This is a genomic window from Micromonospora sp. NBC_00330 (assembly GCF_036136635.1).
GTDB classification, from domain to species: Bacteria; Actinomycetota; Actinomycetes; order Mycobacteriales; family Micromonosporaceae; genus Micromonospora; species Micromonospora salmantinae.
Window position 1 is genome coordinate 1,110,525 of the sequence record NZ_CP108012.1, and the last position, 14,496, is coordinate 1,125,020.

The 14,496-nt window shown below is 70.1% G+C and carries 14 protein-coding genes; 13 read left to right on the forward strand and 1 reads right to left on the reverse strand.

The features are described from left to right. Positions 1 to 8 precede the first annotated feature (8 nt). Genes OG598_RS04970 through OG598_RS05020 form a run of 11 tightly spaced genes read left to right on the forward strand, consistent with a single transcriptional unit; the run spans position 9 to position 10,299 of the window. Entirely contained in the window at positions 9 to 194 is a 186-nt protein-coding gene (locus OG598_RS04970; protein WP_328653236.1) for a lysine biosynthesis protein LysW, read from the forward strand. After that, on the forward strand, positions 187 to 1,065 hold the full coding sequence (locus OG598_RS04975; RefSeq protein ID WP_328653237.1) for an ATP-grasp domain-containing protein: 879 nt from the start codon (positions 187 to 189) through the stop codon (positions 1,063 to 1,065). Before OG598_RS04970 ends, OG598_RS04975 begins: the two co-directional genes overlap by 8 nt. Continuing rightward, a complete protein-coding gene (gene argC / locus OG598_RS04980) occupies positions 1,062 to 2,090 on the forward strand; it encodes an N-acetyl-gamma-glutamyl-phosphate reductase (protein WP_328653238.1) in 1,029 nt (342 codons plus the stop codon). Before OG598_RS04975 ends, argC begins: the two co-directional genes overlap by 4 nt. Beyond that, positions 2,081 to 3,928 carry a M20/M25/M40 family metallo-hydrolase gene (locus tag OG598_RS04985; protein ID WP_328653239.1) on the forward strand — a complete coding sequence of 616 codons (1,848 nt, stop codon included), beginning with the start codon at positions 2,081 to 2,083 and terminating at the stop codon, positions 3,926 to 3,928. Before argC ends, OG598_RS04985 begins: the two co-directional genes overlap by 10 nt. Continuing rightward, positions 3,928 to 4,701 carry a 1-deoxy-D-xylulose-5-phosphate synthase N-terminal domain-containing protein gene (locus OG598_RS04990; RefSeq protein WP_328653240.1) on the forward strand — a complete coding sequence of 258 codons (774 nt, stop codon included), beginning with the start codon at positions 3,928 to 3,930 and terminating at the stop codon, positions 4,699 to 4,701. Before OG598_RS04985 ends, OG598_RS04990 begins: the two co-directional genes overlap by 1 nt. Then, entirely contained in the window at positions 4,701 to 5,609 is a 909-nt protein-coding gene (locus OG598_RS04995; RefSeq protein WP_328653241.1) for a transketolase, read from the forward strand. Before OG598_RS04990 ends, OG598_RS04995 begins: the two co-directional genes overlap by 1 nt. Beyond that, positions 5,606 to 6,487: a family 3 encapsulin nanocompartment shell protein gene (locus OG598_RS05000; protein WP_328653242.1), complete on the forward strand. Its 882-nt coding sequence runs from the start codon at positions 5,606 to 5,608 to the stop codon at positions 6,485 to 6,487. Before OG598_RS04995 ends, OG598_RS05000 begins: the two co-directional genes overlap by 4 nt. Beyond that, the gene (locus OG598_RS05005) at positions 6,484 to 7,386 is read left to right on the forward strand and encodes a sulfotransferase (protein ID WP_328653243.1); all 903 of its coding nucleotides are present in this window, start codon (positions 6,484 to 6,486) and stop codon (positions 7,384 to 7,386) included. Before OG598_RS05000 ends, OG598_RS05005 begins: the two co-directional genes overlap by 4 nt. Next, positions 7,386 to 8,168, forward strand: coding sequence for an SDR family oxidoreductase (locus tag OG598_RS05010; protein ID WP_328653244.1), 783 nt, complete (start codon positions 7,386 to 7,388; stop codon positions 8,166 to 8,168). Before OG598_RS05005 ends, OG598_RS05010 begins: the two co-directional genes overlap by 1 nt. Continuing rightward, entirely contained in the window at positions 8,165 to 9,055 is an 891-nt protein-coding gene (gene cysD / locus OG598_RS05015; protein WP_328653245.1) for a sulfate adenylyltransferase subunit CysD, read from the forward strand. Before OG598_RS05010 ends, cysD begins: the two co-directional genes overlap by 4 nt. 2 nt (positions 9,056 to 9,057) lie before the next feature. Then, positions 9,058 to 10,299 (forward strand): sulfate adenylyltransferase subunit 1, encoded by a 1,242-nt coding sequence (locus OG598_RS05020; RefSeq protein ID WP_328653246.1) that lies wholly within the window; start codon positions 9,058 to 9,060, stop codon positions 10,297 to 10,299. 104 nt (positions 10,300 to 10,403) lie between these two features. Here OG598_RS05020 and OG598_RS05025 read toward each other — a convergent pair whose 3' ends face one another. After that, on the reverse strand, positions 10,404 to 12,956 hold the full coding sequence (locus OG598_RS05025) for a LuxR C-terminal-related transcriptional regulator (protein WP_328653247.1): 2,553 nt from the start codon (positions 12,954 to 12,956) through the stop codon (positions 10,404 to 10,406). Between OG598_RS05025 and OG598_RS05030 the strand changes: the two genes are divergently transcribed. Then, entirely contained in the window at positions 12,852 to 13,160 is a 309-nt protein-coding gene (locus tag OG598_RS05030) for a hypothetical protein (RefSeq protein WP_328655515.1), read from the forward strand. The genes OG598_RS05025 and OG598_RS05030 overlap by 105 nt on opposite strands. Before the next feature lie 117 nt (positions 13,161 to 13,277). Then, complete coding sequence (locus OG598_RS05035) at positions 13,278 to 14,477, forward strand: glycosyltransferase (protein WP_328653248.1); 1,200 nt, start codon at positions 13,278 to 13,280, stop codon at positions 14,475 to 14,477. The last annotated feature ends 19 nt before the right edge of the window (positions 14,478 to 14,496 follow it).

Below are 14,496 nucleotides of genomic sequence, written 5' to 3' on the forward strand. Positions count from 1 at the left end.
GGGATCCCATGTCCAATGTGACCACCGCAACTGTTTGCCTGGAGTGCGACACCGAGGTCGCGGTATCGACCGAGCCGGAGCTGGGCGACATTCTGTCGTGCCGAGGCTGCGGCCAGGAACACGAGGTAGTCGAGGTTACCCCCGCGATCCGGCTCGACCGCGCACCCGAGATCGAGGAGGACTGGGGTGAGTGAGACGGCCGATGTGCTGGTCTCCGTGACCATGGTGCGCCCGGAGGAACGCCTGCTCCTGGGGGCCCTCCGGGCGACCGGGCTGACCGCGCAGTCGGCGATGCCCCGGCACACAGCCGCCGTGCTCAACAACGCCGCGCCGCGGCCCCGCATGGTGCTGCTGCGCAACGTGTCCCATCGGGAGTTGGCCGCGATGGCGGCCCGGTTCGAGCACGCCGGCATCGAGACGCTGAACACCCCGCACGCGGTGCGCCTGTGCCTCGCCAAGGACCTTCAGGCGATCGCCTACGCCAACCACGACGTTCCGCACCCGACGACGCACATCGCGTTCACCGTCGAGCAGGTCCAGATGTACGTCGAGGCGCTCGGCGGGGACGCGGTCGTCAAGCCGATCAGCGGCTCGTGGGGGCGCGGAATCGTCCGCATCGCCGAGCAGGCGCAGTTCGATGCCTGGGTCGGCGGTCGGGAGGCGTTGGACCCGGCGGGTAAGGAGTTCCCCGTCGTGGTGCAGGAGTACGTGCCCAAGCCCGGTTACAACGAGCGGGTGCACGTGGTGGGGGACCGCCCGATCGTGGCCTACCGTCAGGTGGGCTCCGGTCTGCGCACCAACACCCATCAGGGCGGTGCCGTGGAGCCCATCCCGATCTCGGACCGCGCTCGCGAACTGTGCGCCCGGGTCGTGGCGTGTTTCGGCCCCGGCTTCTACGGCGTCGACCTGGCCGAGTCCAGGGAGACCGGCGAGATGTACGTGCTGGAGGTCAACACCAACCCGGACTTCGCCCAATCCTCCAAGATTCACGGCGTTGACATCGCCGGCCACGTCGCCGCGTACGTGCGCGACGCGGTGTTCGCCGGGGCGGAGGTGGCGGCATGAGCGAGCGCATCAGCGCCGCCGTCCTCGGCGGCAGCGGGTTCATCGGCGCCGAGCTGATCCGGCTGCTGGCCGCCCACCCCCAGGTGGTGCCGACGTTCGTGTCCTCGGCCAGACACGCCGGTCAGCCCGTCGGGCAGGTGGTGCCGGGGTTACGGAACTCGTCGATGGGCCGACACCACATGCGCAAGCTCGACGAGATGCCCAACGTCGACGTCGCGTTCGCCTGCCTGCCCAACGGCGTACTTCCGTCAGTGCTCGACGACGTGGCCGGCCGCGCGAGCGTCGTGATCAATTTGGCCGGCGATTACCGCCTGCGCCAGTCGGACCAGATCGAGCGCCACTATCCCGCGTCGGCCGGCGGTTGGCGGCAGCCGATTCCCTACTACGTTCCGGAGTTCGCGCCCAAGCCGACGGAATCGGTGCTCAACCTGCCGGGCTGCATGGCGGCGGCGACCATCTACGCGCTCTACCCGCTGTTCCAGGCCGACGTGGCGGCGGCGGACGTGGTGGTGGACGCGAAGACGGGGTCGAGCGGCAGCGGCACCGGCAGTGTGGAGCATCCGGCGGTGCGCGACGGAAACGTACGGGTGCACCGGCTCCACGGCCACCGGCACGCTCCCGAGGTCCAGCAGGCGCTCACCGACCTGACCGGGCGTGCGCCGGATCTGCAGTTCTCCACGTTCAGCCTGCCCGTCGCGCGCGGCGTCATGGTCTCGGCGTACGGGCGGCTGAAGCCGGGCGCCGAGGGCGGCGACGTGCGCCGGGCGTTCGCCCGGGCGTACGCCGACGCGCCGTTCGTGCGGGTGGCGGGCGGCCGATCCCCGATGGGGATGCCGATGCTCAAGACGGTGGTGGGTTCCAACGTCGCCGAGGTCGGAGTGTCGGTGGCTGGCGACCGCTGGGTGGTGGTGTCCGCCCTGGACAACCTCATCAAGGGTGGCGCCGGCCAAGCGGTGCAGGCGCTCAACCGGATCTACGGCATGGACGAACGGCTGGGACTTCCGGAGGCCGGGGGATGGCCATGATGGACAACGAGGCGTTGGCGGAGGTCTCCCCCTACGCGCCGCTGTACGTGGTGAAGGTGGGCAGTTCCAGCCTGCGTCACCAGTCCGCCTACGACGACCTGGCCGCGCTGAACGCGTGCGGTGCCCGCCTGTTGCTGGTCGCCGGCGGCGCGGCCGACATCGCTGATCACTACGCCAGCACCGAGCGCCCGATGCGGATGCTGCGGCTGGCCTCCGGCGATGAGGTGCGGTACTGCCCGCCCGAGGAGATGCCGCACATCGTCGCCGCCTACGAGCGGCTGACCCTCCCTCGAATACGAGAGAACCTGGTCCAGCGCGGGATGACGGTATTCGCGGCGACGGGCGCGTCGGAGGGGCTGGTCACGGGTACCCCGAACCGTCCGCTCCGGGTGGTGGAGGGCGACCGGCAGCGGTTGGTTCGCGACCACCGGGCCGGCGTGGTCTCCGCGGTCAACGTGGCACGGCTGCGCGCCCTTCTGGACACCTTCGACGTGGTCTGCGTGTCACCGCCGGTGACCGCGGACGACGGCGGGGCGCCGATCAACGTGGACGCCGACGTGCTCGCCGCCGAATTGGCCAACGCGCTCGACGCCGACCACCTACGCCTGGTGACCGGCACCCCGGGCCTGCTCGCCGATCCGTCCGACCGCGGCAGCACCCTGCCGCACGTGGGCCGAGGCGAGGGAATGGCGTATGCCGGCGGGCGGATGCGGCAGAAGGTCCGGGCGGCGGAGCTTGCCCTGAGTGGAACCGCGGACGTCGCCATCACCGGTCCTCACACCGTCAACGCCCACGGCGGTACCCGCTTCTGGCGTGCCGCCGCGCCGGAGCCGGGTCTGGATCTGCTGACCCGCATGGTGGAGATCTCCTCGGTCTCCGGCGGCGAGCGCGAACTGGCGCTGTTCCTGCTGAAGTGGCTGACCGAGAGAGGCGTGCAGGCGGTGATCGATCCGGCCGGCAACCTGGTCGCCACGCGCGGCAGTGGGCCACGCCGGCTGCTGATGCTCGGCCATCTCGACACCGTCCCCTACCGCTGGCCTGTCGCCTGGGACGGTGGTGTGCTCAGCGGCCGTGGCTGCGTGGACGCAAAGGCCAGCCTGGCCGCGTTCCTGCAGACGCTGGTGGAGTTCGAACCACCCGATGGTGTCACGGTTCGGGTGGTCGGCACCGTGGAGGAGGAGCGGACCGCGTCCGGCGCGCTCTACGCGCGTGACCACTACCCGGCGGACGCGGTCATCATCGGCGAGCCCAGTGGCGCCGGCGCGGTGACCATCGGCTACCACGGCGTGTGCAAGGTGCGGATGAACGTGGCCCAGGCCACCGGTCACACCGCGGGCAAGGATCGGCGGACGGCCGCCAGCCGCCTGGTCGACCTCATCGGCGAGGTCGAGGCCGAGGTCGGCAAGCGCAGCCCGGAGGCGCTGTTCGCGGTGCTGGACCTGGCCGCCGGCGGCTCCGGCGGCACCCAGACCGCCTCGGCGGTGCTGGATGTACGGGTGCCGCCAGGAACCGAGGTGGACAACGTGCTGTCCGCCTTCGAGGACGGTCAGCTGCTGCTCGCCACGCCCCCGGTGAGCACACCACGGGCCGATCCGCTGGTGCGGGCGTTCACCCGAGCCCTGCGTGCGGTGACCGGAGGGGCTCCACGGCTGCTGGCGAAGAAGGGAAGCAGCGACATGAACACGCTCGCCACCAGATGGCGGGGCGTTCCGATGGTGGCGTACGGACCGGGAGATGCACACCTGGACCACACGCCGGACGAGCGGCTGTCAGCCGACGAGTACCGGCGGGCGCGGGCGGTGCTGTCCGCGGCCGTACGGGATTGGTGTGTGCGGTGATGGACGAGATCGATCTGCTTCGGGATCAGGCCAGCCGGGCCCGCCGGCTGGTGGTCGACATGGCTGCCAGCGAGGTTGGCTGCCATCTCGGCGGCAGCCTTTCGGTGGTGGACATTCTGGTCGCCGCGTTCGCCGTCGCCCGCTCCCGGCCGGGCACTGAGGTCGTACTGAGCAAGGGCCATGCGGCCGCGGCGCTCTACGCGGTGCTGCATGAGGTCGGCGTCATCGAGGAGAACCCGGCACCCCGGTACGGCCGTGCTGGTTCGCCCTACACCGGACACCCCGGCCCGAAGGTGCCCGGCGTCCGGTTCCCCACGGGCAGCCTCGGGCACGGGCTCGCGTACGCGGTCGGGTGGGCCCTCTCCCGGCGGTTGCTGAACCAACCCGGCGGTGCCATCGCCGTGGTTGGTGACGGCGAGTTGCAGGAGGGCCTGGTCTGGGAGGCGCTGCAGGTGGCCCAGGCCAAGCGAATCGGCGGGCTCACAGTGGTGGTGGACCTCAACGGTGGCCAGAACGACGGCTACGTCTCGGACATCTCGCCGATGACCGACCTGCCGGCCCGGCTGGCCGCGTTCGGCTTCGATGTCGCGGAGGTGGACGGCCACGACATCGAGAAGTTGTTGGCGACGATCGTGCCGACCGACCGGCCGCTCGCGGTGCTGGCCACCACCGTCAAGGGCAAGGGCGTGCCGGCGACCGAGGGAAAGGCCGCCTCGCACTACGTGAAGATCAGTCCGGCTCGGGCACGGCAGTGGAAGGCGGCGATCCGGTGATGACGGCTACGGTGTCGGCACGGGAGGCGTACCGGGTCGAGCTGACCGAGCTCGCCGCACACGACCCGCGCATCGTGTGCCTGGAGGCGGACCTCGGCGGCGCCTCGCACTGCTTCAAGGATCGGTTTCCCGACCGGTTCCTCAACCTCGGTATCGCCGAGGCTTCCGCGGTGGACATCGCGGTCGGGCTCGCCTCCGCCGGGCTGCGGCCATTCGTCAGCACGTTCGCCACGTTCGCGGCGTTCCGCGCGGCGGAGAGTGTCAAGCTCGGGCTCGGATACCTCGCGGCCCCCGTGGTCCTGGTCAGCCCGTATGGCGGGGTGTCCGGTGCGTGGTTCGGGCCGACTCACCATTGCCTGGAGGACCTCGCCGTGATGCAGAGCCTGCCGGGCGTGCGGATCGCCGTACCCGCGGGGGAGGCCGAGACCCGCGAGGCGATCCGGGTCGCGGCCGCCGGCGACCGGCCGTGCTACGTGCGGCTGGGACGCAACGAGGTGTTCGACGCCTCGTTCGCGCCGGCCGGCCGGGGCGCGGTCACCTGGCTGAACCCGATGAGCGACGACACCTGCCTCGTATCCATCGGGGAGAAGCCGACCGCGCTGTGCCAGACCGTCACCGAGAGCCAGCCGGACCTCGGCCACGCGCACCTGTGTTGGGTGGACGCGGAGAGCCTGGCGCTCGCCATTCCGCACCTGGCCGGCGCGCGGCGGCTGATCGTCGTCGAGGAGCATCGCCCGGCCGGCAGCGTGGCGTCCACCCTCGCGCTGCTGCTCCCCGACCGCGAGGTACGGGGTGTGAACGCCGGCACCGACTGGCCGACCGAGGGCGGCAGCCACGACGAAACACTCGCCGCGCTGGGGCTCACGACATCCGCGGTTCTCAGCGCCGTCCTGGAGGGGAAGAAATGACCACCACGATGCAACCCAGCGCCAGCGCGCTGGAAGTGACCCGGCAGACGTTCGCCGACCCGACGCTGACCCTGCGCAGCCCTGGTGAGGAATTCGCCATGTCGGTTGCCCGGGCGCAGAACGGCACCGACGTGGTGGTGCCGATCCGGGCGCACCTGACCGCGTCGTTCCCGCTCTTCAAGAGCCGACCGCGGTACACGGTGCGGCACCTGTTGAAGGTTGCCTCGGTCTCCGACCAGACGCTCGCCTACGTGCGCGAGGCGCCGAAGAGCGAGTACGAATCCGCCGGTACGGCGTACGCCAGCACCCCGGAGGCCACCTTCGAGCCCACCGTGGAGTATGCCGAGCTGACCGAGCTGAGCGTGTCGGTGCCGGTCCCGCCCGACCTGCGGCACGAGCCCGCGTTGCTCGCCGCGTTCGTCGACTACCGGGTGCTCGTTCGGATGGGCGTGGTGGAGAACCAGGCCCTGCTGCACGGCACCGCCGACGGTCGCATACCAGGGCTGCTGAAGCTGCCCGAGATGCGCAGGTCGACCATTTCCGGCGACCTCGGCGCGGCGTTGACCATCGCGGCGGGGACGGTCGAGGAGACCGGTGGCTCCTGCGACGGTGTCGTCGTGCACCCCGTTCACTACTGGGAGATGGTCCGCGACGGGCTGCTCGGCCGCCTCGCCGAGGCCGGTATCAAGGTCTCGCGCACCCGGATGATGCCCCGCGGCCAGGCGCTGCTCGGGGATTTCCGGGCCGCTGTGACGCTGCTCGATCCCAGCCGGTCGGCGCTGACGCTGCATGGCGACGTCGTGGAGGCACGCACCTCCGTGGGTCTCGCCGTTCACCTGCCTCAGCACTTCCTCCTGCTGACGGACGGTGTGCGATGAAAGTCATCTACATCACCGGCTGGCTGCGCAGCGGCAGCACCATTCTCGGCAACGTGCTCAACGAACTGCCCGGCGTAATGCACGCCGGCGAACTGCACTACCTGTGGAAGAACGGTCTGCTGGACAGCGGCACGAACTCGCTGTGCGGATGCGGCGAGCAGATCCGGCAGTGCGCGCTGTGGTCGTCGGTGATCGCCACGTTCGGCGACGACGAGCCCACCCGGCTCGCGCGCCAGATGATGTCGTGGCAGCAGGCCGGCCTCCGGACCCGGCACACCCGCGCCCGCCTCGCCAGCACGCCCGACCACGTCACAGCGGTGCTGGACCGCACCGTCGCCGTGTATCGAGAACTGACGCAGCGCGGCGCGGAGCGGGCGGTCGTGGACAGCTCCAAGTACCCGGCCGAGGCGGCTGCCCTGCTCCGGCGCTCCGACGTGGATGTGCGGGTGCTGCACATCGTCCGGGATCCGCGCGCCACCACCTACTCGTACCAACGCGGCAAGCGGTACATCGAGCCGATGAGCCCGGCACAGAGCACCGCGAACTGGGTCGGCTTCAACGTGGCCTCCGAGTACGTCGGTGGCGCCGCGGACGGCCGTTACCTCCGAATCCGGCACGAGGACCTGACCCGGCGGCCCCGTGAGGTCGTGGAGGAGGTGCTGCGCTTCGCGGGACTCGACGACGAGCCACCGGTGACCGAGGAGGGCAAGGTGACTCTCGGCATCAACCACACGGTCACCGGCAACCCGGATCGGCTCGGCCAGGGCACTGTGTTGATCCGGCCGGACGAGCGTTGGCGCACCGAGTTGCCGCTACTGCCGACTGCCACGACGACGGCGCTCGCACTGCCCCTGCTGCGCCGCTACGGGTATCCGATGCTGGCGGGAAAGGTGGCCTGATGGATCTCGGACTGTCCGGACGGACGGCGTTGGTCGCCGCCGCCAGCAGCGGCCTCGGTCTGGCCGTCGCTCGCGCGCTGGCGGCCGAGGGCGCAAACGTGTCCATCGCGGCCCGCGACCCGCAGCGACTGGCCGCGGCGCACAAGCAGATCGATGAGGCCGGTCCCGGGCGGGTGTTGTCTGTCGAGGTGGACGTCCGTGACGACGCGGGCGTGACGCGCTGGGTGAACCAGACGGCGGAAGAGTTCGGTGCCCTGCACGTCGTGGTCACCAACTCTCCCGGCGTGCCGCATGGCAAGGCCGATGCGTTCAGCGTGGACGACTATCGGCAAGCCGTGGAGGGGTCGATGCTGCCCCACATCTCGATCACGATGGCCGCGTTGCCGCACCTGCGGCGGGCCGGTTGGGGTCGGGTCCTGCTGATCACCTCGGAGGCCGTACGCCAGCCGCTCCCGGGCACCGCGATGTCCGCGACCGCCCGGTTGGGCGTGCTCGGCTTCGCCAAGGGCGTGGTTCACGCCCTCGGCGCCAGCGGCATCACCGTGAACGTGCTGGCCCCCGGCGTTCATCAGACGCCGGCTTTCGACAGCTTCGTGGCGGCGCGGCCCGCGCTGGACGGCGAGACCGCGCTGAAGGAGATCGTCGCCGAGGTGCCGCTCGGCCGGGTTGGACGACCGGCGGACTTCGGCGCGATCGCTGCCTTCCTCGCCAGCGAGCAGGCGGGCTTCGTGACCGGCACTGTGCTGTTGGTGGATGGCGGAAATACGCGGGGTGTGTCATGAGTCTGGAAATGCTGGAAGCAGAGTCGATCCACATCATCCGCGAGGTGGCCTCCGAGTTCGAACGGCCCGCGCTGCTGTTCTCCGGTGGCAAGGACTCGATCGTCATGCTTCGCCTGGCGGAGAAGGCGTTCCGGCCGGCGCCGATGCCATTTGCGCTGGTGCACGTCGACACCGGGCACAACTTCCCGGAGGTCCTTGAATACCGCGACAAGCGCGTCGCCGAGCTGGGCGCACGGCTGATCGTGGCCTCGGTGCAGGACTCGATCGACACCGGGCGGGTGATCGAGCAGACCGGGCGACGGGCCAGCCGCAACCGGCTGCAAACGACGACGCTGCTGGATGTCATCGCCGAGCATCGCTTCGACGTGGCGTTCGGCGGTGCCCGGCGCGACGAGGAGAAGGCCCGGGCCAAGGAACGGATCTTCTCGTTCCGGGACGAGATCGGCCAGTGGGACCCCAGAAATCAGCGCCCGGAGTTGTGGAACCTGTTCAACACCCGCATCCGGCCGGGCGAGCACATCCGGGTCTTTCCACTGTCCAACTGGACGGAGCTCGACGTCTGGCGGTACATCGGCCGGGATGAGCTCGACGTGCCGCCGATCTATTTCGCTCACCGGCGGCGCGTGTTCGAGCGAGACGGCATGCTGCTGGCCGAAAACCCGTACCAGTCGCCGGACCCGACGGAAGTGGTGTCCGAGGCGACAGTGCGGTACCGGACGGTGGGCGACATGACCTGCACCGGAGCGGTCCTCTCCGGTGCGCAGACGGTCGCCGACATCATCCAGGAGGTGGCGACCACCAGGGTTACCGAGCGCGGCGCCACCCGGGCGGACGACCGGACCAGCGAGGCCGCCATGGAGGACCGCAAGCGGGAAGGGTATTTCTGATCATGGACATTCTCCGCTTCGCCACCGCCGGGTCGGTGGACGACGGCAAGAGCACGCTGATCGGACGGTTGCTCTACGACTCCAAGTCCACCTTCACCGATCGGCTCGCCGCGGTCGAGGACGCCAGCCGCCGGCGCGGCGACGAGTACACCAACCTGGCACTGTTGATGGACGGCCTGCGGGCGGAGCGTGAGCAGGGCATCACCATCGACGTGGCGTACGGCTACTTCGCCACGCCCAAGCGCACGTTCATTCTCGCCGACACTCCCGGCCACGCCCAGTACACCCGGAACATGGTGACCGGCGCCTCCACGGCGGACCTGGCCATTGTCCTGGTGGACGCGACCAAGGGCATGCTCGAGCAGAGCCGGCGGCATACGTTCCTGCTCGGTCTGCTGGGTGTGCCGCACCTGGTGGTCTGCGTCAACAAGATGGATCTGGTCGGGTACGACCAGGGCGTGTTCGATCGGGTCCGGGCGGAGTTCTCGGCGTTCACCACGAGGATCGCCACTCGGGACGTCACCTTCGTGCCGATCAGCGCGCTGCGCGGGGACAACGTCGTCAGTCGCTCGCCCGAGATGCCCTGGTACGAGGGCGCCTCGCTGCTGCATCACCTGGAGAACGTGCACATCGCCTCGGACCGCAATCTGGTGGACGTCCGGTTCCCGGTGCAGTACGTGATTCGTCCGCAGTCAACCGCGTTCCCCGACTACCGCGGCTACGCCGGCCAGGTCGCCGGTGGCGTGCTGCGCCCTGGTGACGAGGTCATGCATCTGCCGTCCGGGCTGACCACCCGGGTCGCCGCCATCGATGGTCCGGACGGGCCGGTCGATGAGGCCAGGCCGCCGATGTCGGTGGTGCTGCGGCTCGCCGACGACCTCGACGTGTCCCGGGGGGACATGATCTGCCGGCCACACAACGCGCCGGCCGTGGCCCAGGACATCGACGCCATGGTCGTCTGGATGAGTGAGCGTCCGCTCCGACCGCCGGCTCGGCTGTTGCTCAAACACACGACCCGAACCGTTCGTGCGGTCGTCCGGGAATTGCGTTACCGGCTCGACGTCAACACGCTGCGTCGTGACTTGAGTGCCACGGAGTTGCGATGCAATGAGATCAGTCGGCTCGAGTTGCGAGTGACCCAGCCGCTGTTGTGTGACCCGTACTCGCGCAATCGGCTCACCGGCTCCTTCATCCTCATCGACGAGGAGACGAACCACACCGTTGGCGCCGGCGTCATCAACTGACGTCCCGCACAGCGTCCGAGCCCGCAGCCGTTCCCACCGGGGGATTCCGGTGGGATCGGCTGCGGGCTCGGACCGCGAACAGCTCCGGTCACTCGGGTGGAGGCTCAGCTCTGCGGCCTGGTGAGCAGGACGCTCAGGGCGTTGAGTTCCCCACGGTTGTTGATGCCGAGCTTGCGGTAGACACGATGCAGGTGGTTCTCCACCGTCCGCACCGACAGCACGAGGTTGCGGGCGATCTCGCGGCTGGACAGCCCTCCGGCGGCAAGCTCGGCGATCTCGCCCTCCCTGCGGGTGAGGCGCGGCGGCGCCAGCGCGGACAGCGCGGGCGAGCGGGGGATCTCCTCGCAGTGGCCCATGAACATGAGGGCTCGCGCGGCGGCCGTGGACGCCATGGCCAGGCGGCCGTGCGACCGATGCCGCTCGGACTCCTCGGCGGCGGCCTCCGCAGCCAGCAGCGGGCTACCCATTTCGGCGAAGTCGGCGGACACCTCCGCGAGTGCCGCCGCGTCACCCTCCGCCATCGCTCGGGCGTGTAGGGCGTACGAATTCCCGAGGAGTCGACGGGACTGGCCCGAGAGCGCCCGCAGCCGGTCGGCGGCGTGTTTCGGGGCGCCGAGGCGCGCCGCGTCGTGCAGGGCGAGCGTCTCGAAGCCTGCCGCACCTCGGTCGCGGGCCAGCCGCGCGGTCCACTGTGCGTGGGCAGCGGCGTCTCCGTGCCGTGCGCTGATGACCCAGGCGCGGGCGAGCTCCGTCCACGGGCTCAGTAGCCGCAGGGATATTCCGCCCAACCGGTCGGCTTCGTCCAACGCGCGGACCGCCGCGTCGGCTTCGCCAGTCAGCGCGTAGCCGTGCGCGAGCTGCCCCAGCAGGATGGCCAGCACATTGTTCGAACCCTGCTCACGGGCGATCGAAATGCCCTCACGGCACCAGGATGCCTGGTCGCGCAGCTGACCGCGCATCCGGGCGACCAGGCCGCGCAGCAGGCACGACACGATGGTCGCGAACTGCCACCGGTTGGCGAGCGCCCGGTCGTAGCCGGTACGGGCCCGCTCCTCCGCCTCGGCGAGCTGCGCTGTCCACAACAGACCGTGGACCGTGCCGAGGTCCGCGAAGACCGAGAGCCACGGTGCCTCGGCAGGCCACTCGCCGGCCAGCAGGTCGAGTCCTTCGTGCGGGCGGCCGGAGAAGACCATGGCCAGGCCGGTGGCCACCTGGGCCTCCGGCTCGTCCGGGGCCCCGGCGGCGAGTTCCAGCGCCTCCTTCGGTGCGTCGGAGAGAGCACGCAGCAACGCCTGCCGCGCGATCAGGCGTCGACGGGCAACCGGGTCGACGGTCTCGTCGACGGCCGCGGCCAGCAGAAGCTCGGCGGGTGCCTGTCGGTCGAGGCCGAAGTAGAGGTTGAATGCGCGCACCAGGGCGACCCGGGCGCGGTCGAGGTCGCCGTCCAACCGGCCGAGACCGGACAGTGCGGCTTCGGCTTCCGCCGGCCGGCCGGCGAACAGCAGACCGTATCCGAGCGACTCAATCACCGCCGCCCCCCGACCGGCGGCCAGCTCGCGTCCGGCGAGCTGCCCGGCGAGCTCGAAGTCCATTGCGGATTGGGCGGTCCGAGCGGCGACAGCCATGTTTTCCGGTGACGGTCGCTCGCCACAGGCCAGCTGCCACCGCACGGCCCGCGCGAGGTCGACCGGATCGTGGCTGGTCGCCTGGATGAGGCTGGCGCACTGGCTGAGCCAACGCCGCGCCCGCAGCCGTGGCGTGACGGCGCGCAGGACATCGCCATATATCGGGTACGCCAGGCGCGCGAGGTCCTGGCCGCCGCTTCGCTCGATCCTGATGAAACCGTGCGCTTCCGCTGCTTCGAGCACGTCAGCGGGTACCAGCTCGCCGAGCACATTCGGGCCGATCGGCTCGGTGACGGCGAGCAGCTCCATGGCGGAACGACACTCCGGCGGCGCTGCCGCGAGCCGCTCGTTGACCAGCCCGGCGAGCCAGGTCGGGATGGCGAACGGGCCACGGAGCATCCACCTGCCGTCCTCGGATACCAGCCGGTTCGCCTCCAACTGTGCGGTCAGCAGCTCGCGCACCAGCAACGCGTTGCCCGCGGTGGCCTCCCAGAACCGCTGAACCAGAGCGCCTTCCACTTGACCGCACAGCGCCTCCCCGAGGATCTGGTGGACGTCGGCGCGGCTGAGCGGGCCGATCTCCATCCACTCGGCCAGCCCATCGGTCCACAGGTCCGCGATCGGGCGCGGCAGCCGCCGGTCGGGACGCACCGCGGTGAGGAGGAAGAGTTCGCCTCGTCGGGCGAGTTGAACCGCCAGCGCGGCGGACGCCTCGTCCAGTAGGTGGGCGTCGTCCACGACGAGCGTCAGGCGGCGCTTGCCGGCCGGCTTGAGCAACGCCTCGGCCGCGGTACGGAGCGCGTCGCCCGTGAACGGTGAGCGGAGCAGCCCGGACGGCAGATGTTCGGCGAGTGCGCCGAACGCTACGTTGGCGGTCGCCACTGTGGTGACGGCCCGGATGACGTGGTGTCGTGCCGGATCGGCCCGATGGGCAGCCTCGGTCTGCAGGCGGCTCTTGCCCACGCCTTCCGCGCCGATCAATGCAATGCCGGCGGACCCGCGCCGGTCGGTCGCCGCGGCGATGCGCCGCAACTCTGTGTGCCTGCCAGCGAATACATCTCGGACGCGATCCCTGATGGTTATCTCGGCGGATTCCACCGGCCAACTGTCTTATTGGCCGCTATCGATCGGCTGTCGTCCAGCCATCACGCGAAAGGCGCGCCGTCGGTGCCCGAAGCCGGCGCGGTCCTGAGTATCGAACGCGGTCCCTGCGTATCGGAAAGGCGGATGGGTTGAGTACTTCGTCCTGGTAACCCGGTAGCGAAGAGCAATCCTTTCCCGCAGCGGGTTCACAGTATCGTCGCCACTGCCGGCAAGCCCGACCAGAATCAGCTCTCATGAATTGGGGCGATAATGTCGTATCTGAAGCCGACCGATCCTGCCGTACTGGCGAAGGCCGTCGCTGACAACCTCGTCGTCGCGGCCGATCCCGATGCGCCCGCCTCGGGTCTCTACTACTGGGAGATTTCCCGGCCTTGGCGGGACAAGGTCGTCGACGCGGTGCGGACGTGCGCGGCCGAGACGATCCGTACGCTGGGTGAGAGCCTGCTGGCCGACCCGACGGATCACCTGCGGTACTGGGCTCTGCACGCGGCGCTGGTACAGCGGCACGGCCACGACTCCGCAGTCGACGAGCTCCTGCACCTTGGCTGGCGGGCGGAGTGCAACTCGCGCCTCGGCCACGTGCTGAACGAGGACTACACCAGTGATGCCGTTCCCGTGACCGTCGAGGAGATGGCCGCGTTCGACCCGGGGCTGCGGCTGCCCGAGGGCGCCGCCCCGGAGGTCCTCGTCGTGATCCCGTTCCACAGCCGGCTCGAGGGCGGCGGCGAGAGGCTGCGCAACCTCCTGGCGTGTCTGCGGTCGTTGCGTGACCAGTCGTTGCCGCGCGAGCAGTATCAGGTGACGGTCGTGGAGAGCGACGAGCAGTCCCGCTGGCGCGATGTGATCAGCCGGTTCGCCGACAACTACATCTTCGCCCCCAAGGATGGCGTGTTCAACAAGTCCTGGGCGATGAACGTCGGCGTCGCCAACACGCCCGGGCCCACCGAGATCATCTGCCACATGGACGCCGACGTGCTGGCCGACCGTGACTTCCTCGCGCGCAATGTGGACCGCATGCGCGAACCGGGCACGATGGGGCACCTGCCGTACCGGGACATGGTGGCGATGGACTACCCCGCCACCTGGCGGGCCATCCGCGAACGGTTGCACGGCGGTGCGGCAGCGCCCGACCCGCGTCGCTTGCGCGCCTTCACCCTGCGTCGTGGGCCGGGTCTGTGCTTCTTCGCCCGCGCCGAGTTGTACTACCGCACCGGCGGCATGGACGAGCGCTACCAGGGCTGGGGCGGCGAGGACATCGAGTTCAACTACCGCTTCGGATTCGACGCGGCGTACGACGCCTACGACGAGCCGCTGCTGCACATGCGGCACCCGTCCTACTCCGAGCTTCGCGGCGACGGCAAGCTGATCAACGCACACCTCGTGCCGGGGAGTTGGCAGCCGACCCGGCCGATTGGGCAGCTCGACCAGTTCGCCCCGGCCGGCGTCTAGCGTTCGGAGGACGGCGTGA

Bases quoted from the DNA above. Each gene is read 5' to 3' on its own strand.
- OG598_RS04970 (WP_328653236.1), top strand. From the start codon at position 9: ATGTCCAATGTGACCACCGCAACTGTTTGCCTGGAGTGCGACACCGAG.
- argC (WP_328653238.1), top strand. From the start codon at position 1,062: ATGAGCGAGCGCATCAGCGCCGCCGTCCTCGGCGGCAGCGGGTTCATC.
- OG598_RS04985 (WP_328653239.1), top strand. From the start codon at position 2,081: ATGGCCATGATGGACAACGAGGCGTTGGCGGAGGTCTCCCCCTACGCG.
- OG598_RS04990 (WP_328653240.1), top strand. From the start codon at position 3,928: ATGGACGAGATCGATCTGCTTCGGGATCAGGCCAGCCGGGCCCGCCGG.
- OG598_RS04995 (WP_328653241.1), top strand. From the start codon at position 4,701: ATGACGGCTACGGTGTCGGCACGGGAGGCGTACCGGGTCGAGCTGACC.
- OG598_RS05000 (WP_328653242.1), top strand. From the start codon at position 5,606: ATGACCACCACGATGCAACCCAGCGCCAGCGCGCTGGAAGTGACCCGG.
- OG598_RS05005 (WP_328653243.1), top strand. From the start codon at position 6,484: ATGAAAGTCATCTACATCACCGGCTGGCTGCGCAGCGGCAGCACCATT.
- OG598_RS05010 (WP_328653244.1), top strand. From the start codon at position 7,386: ATGGATCTCGGACTGTCCGGACGGACGGCGTTGGTCGCCGCCGCCAGC.
- cysD (WP_328653245.1), top strand. From the start codon at position 8,165: ATGAGTCTGGAAATGCTGGAAGCAGAGTCGATCCACATCATCCGCGAG.
- OG598_RS05020 (WP_328653246.1), top strand. From the start codon at position 9,058: ATGGACATTCTCCGCTTCGCCACCGCCGGGTCGGTGGACGACGGCAAG.
- OG598_RS05030 (WP_328655515.1), top strand. From the start codon at position 12,852: ATGGGCAGCCTCGGTCTGCAGGCGGCTCTTGCCCACGCCTTCCGCGCC.
- OG598_RS05035 (WP_328653248.1), top strand. From the start codon at position 13,278: ATGTCGTATCTGAAGCCGACCGATCCTGCCGTACTGGCGAAGGCCGTC.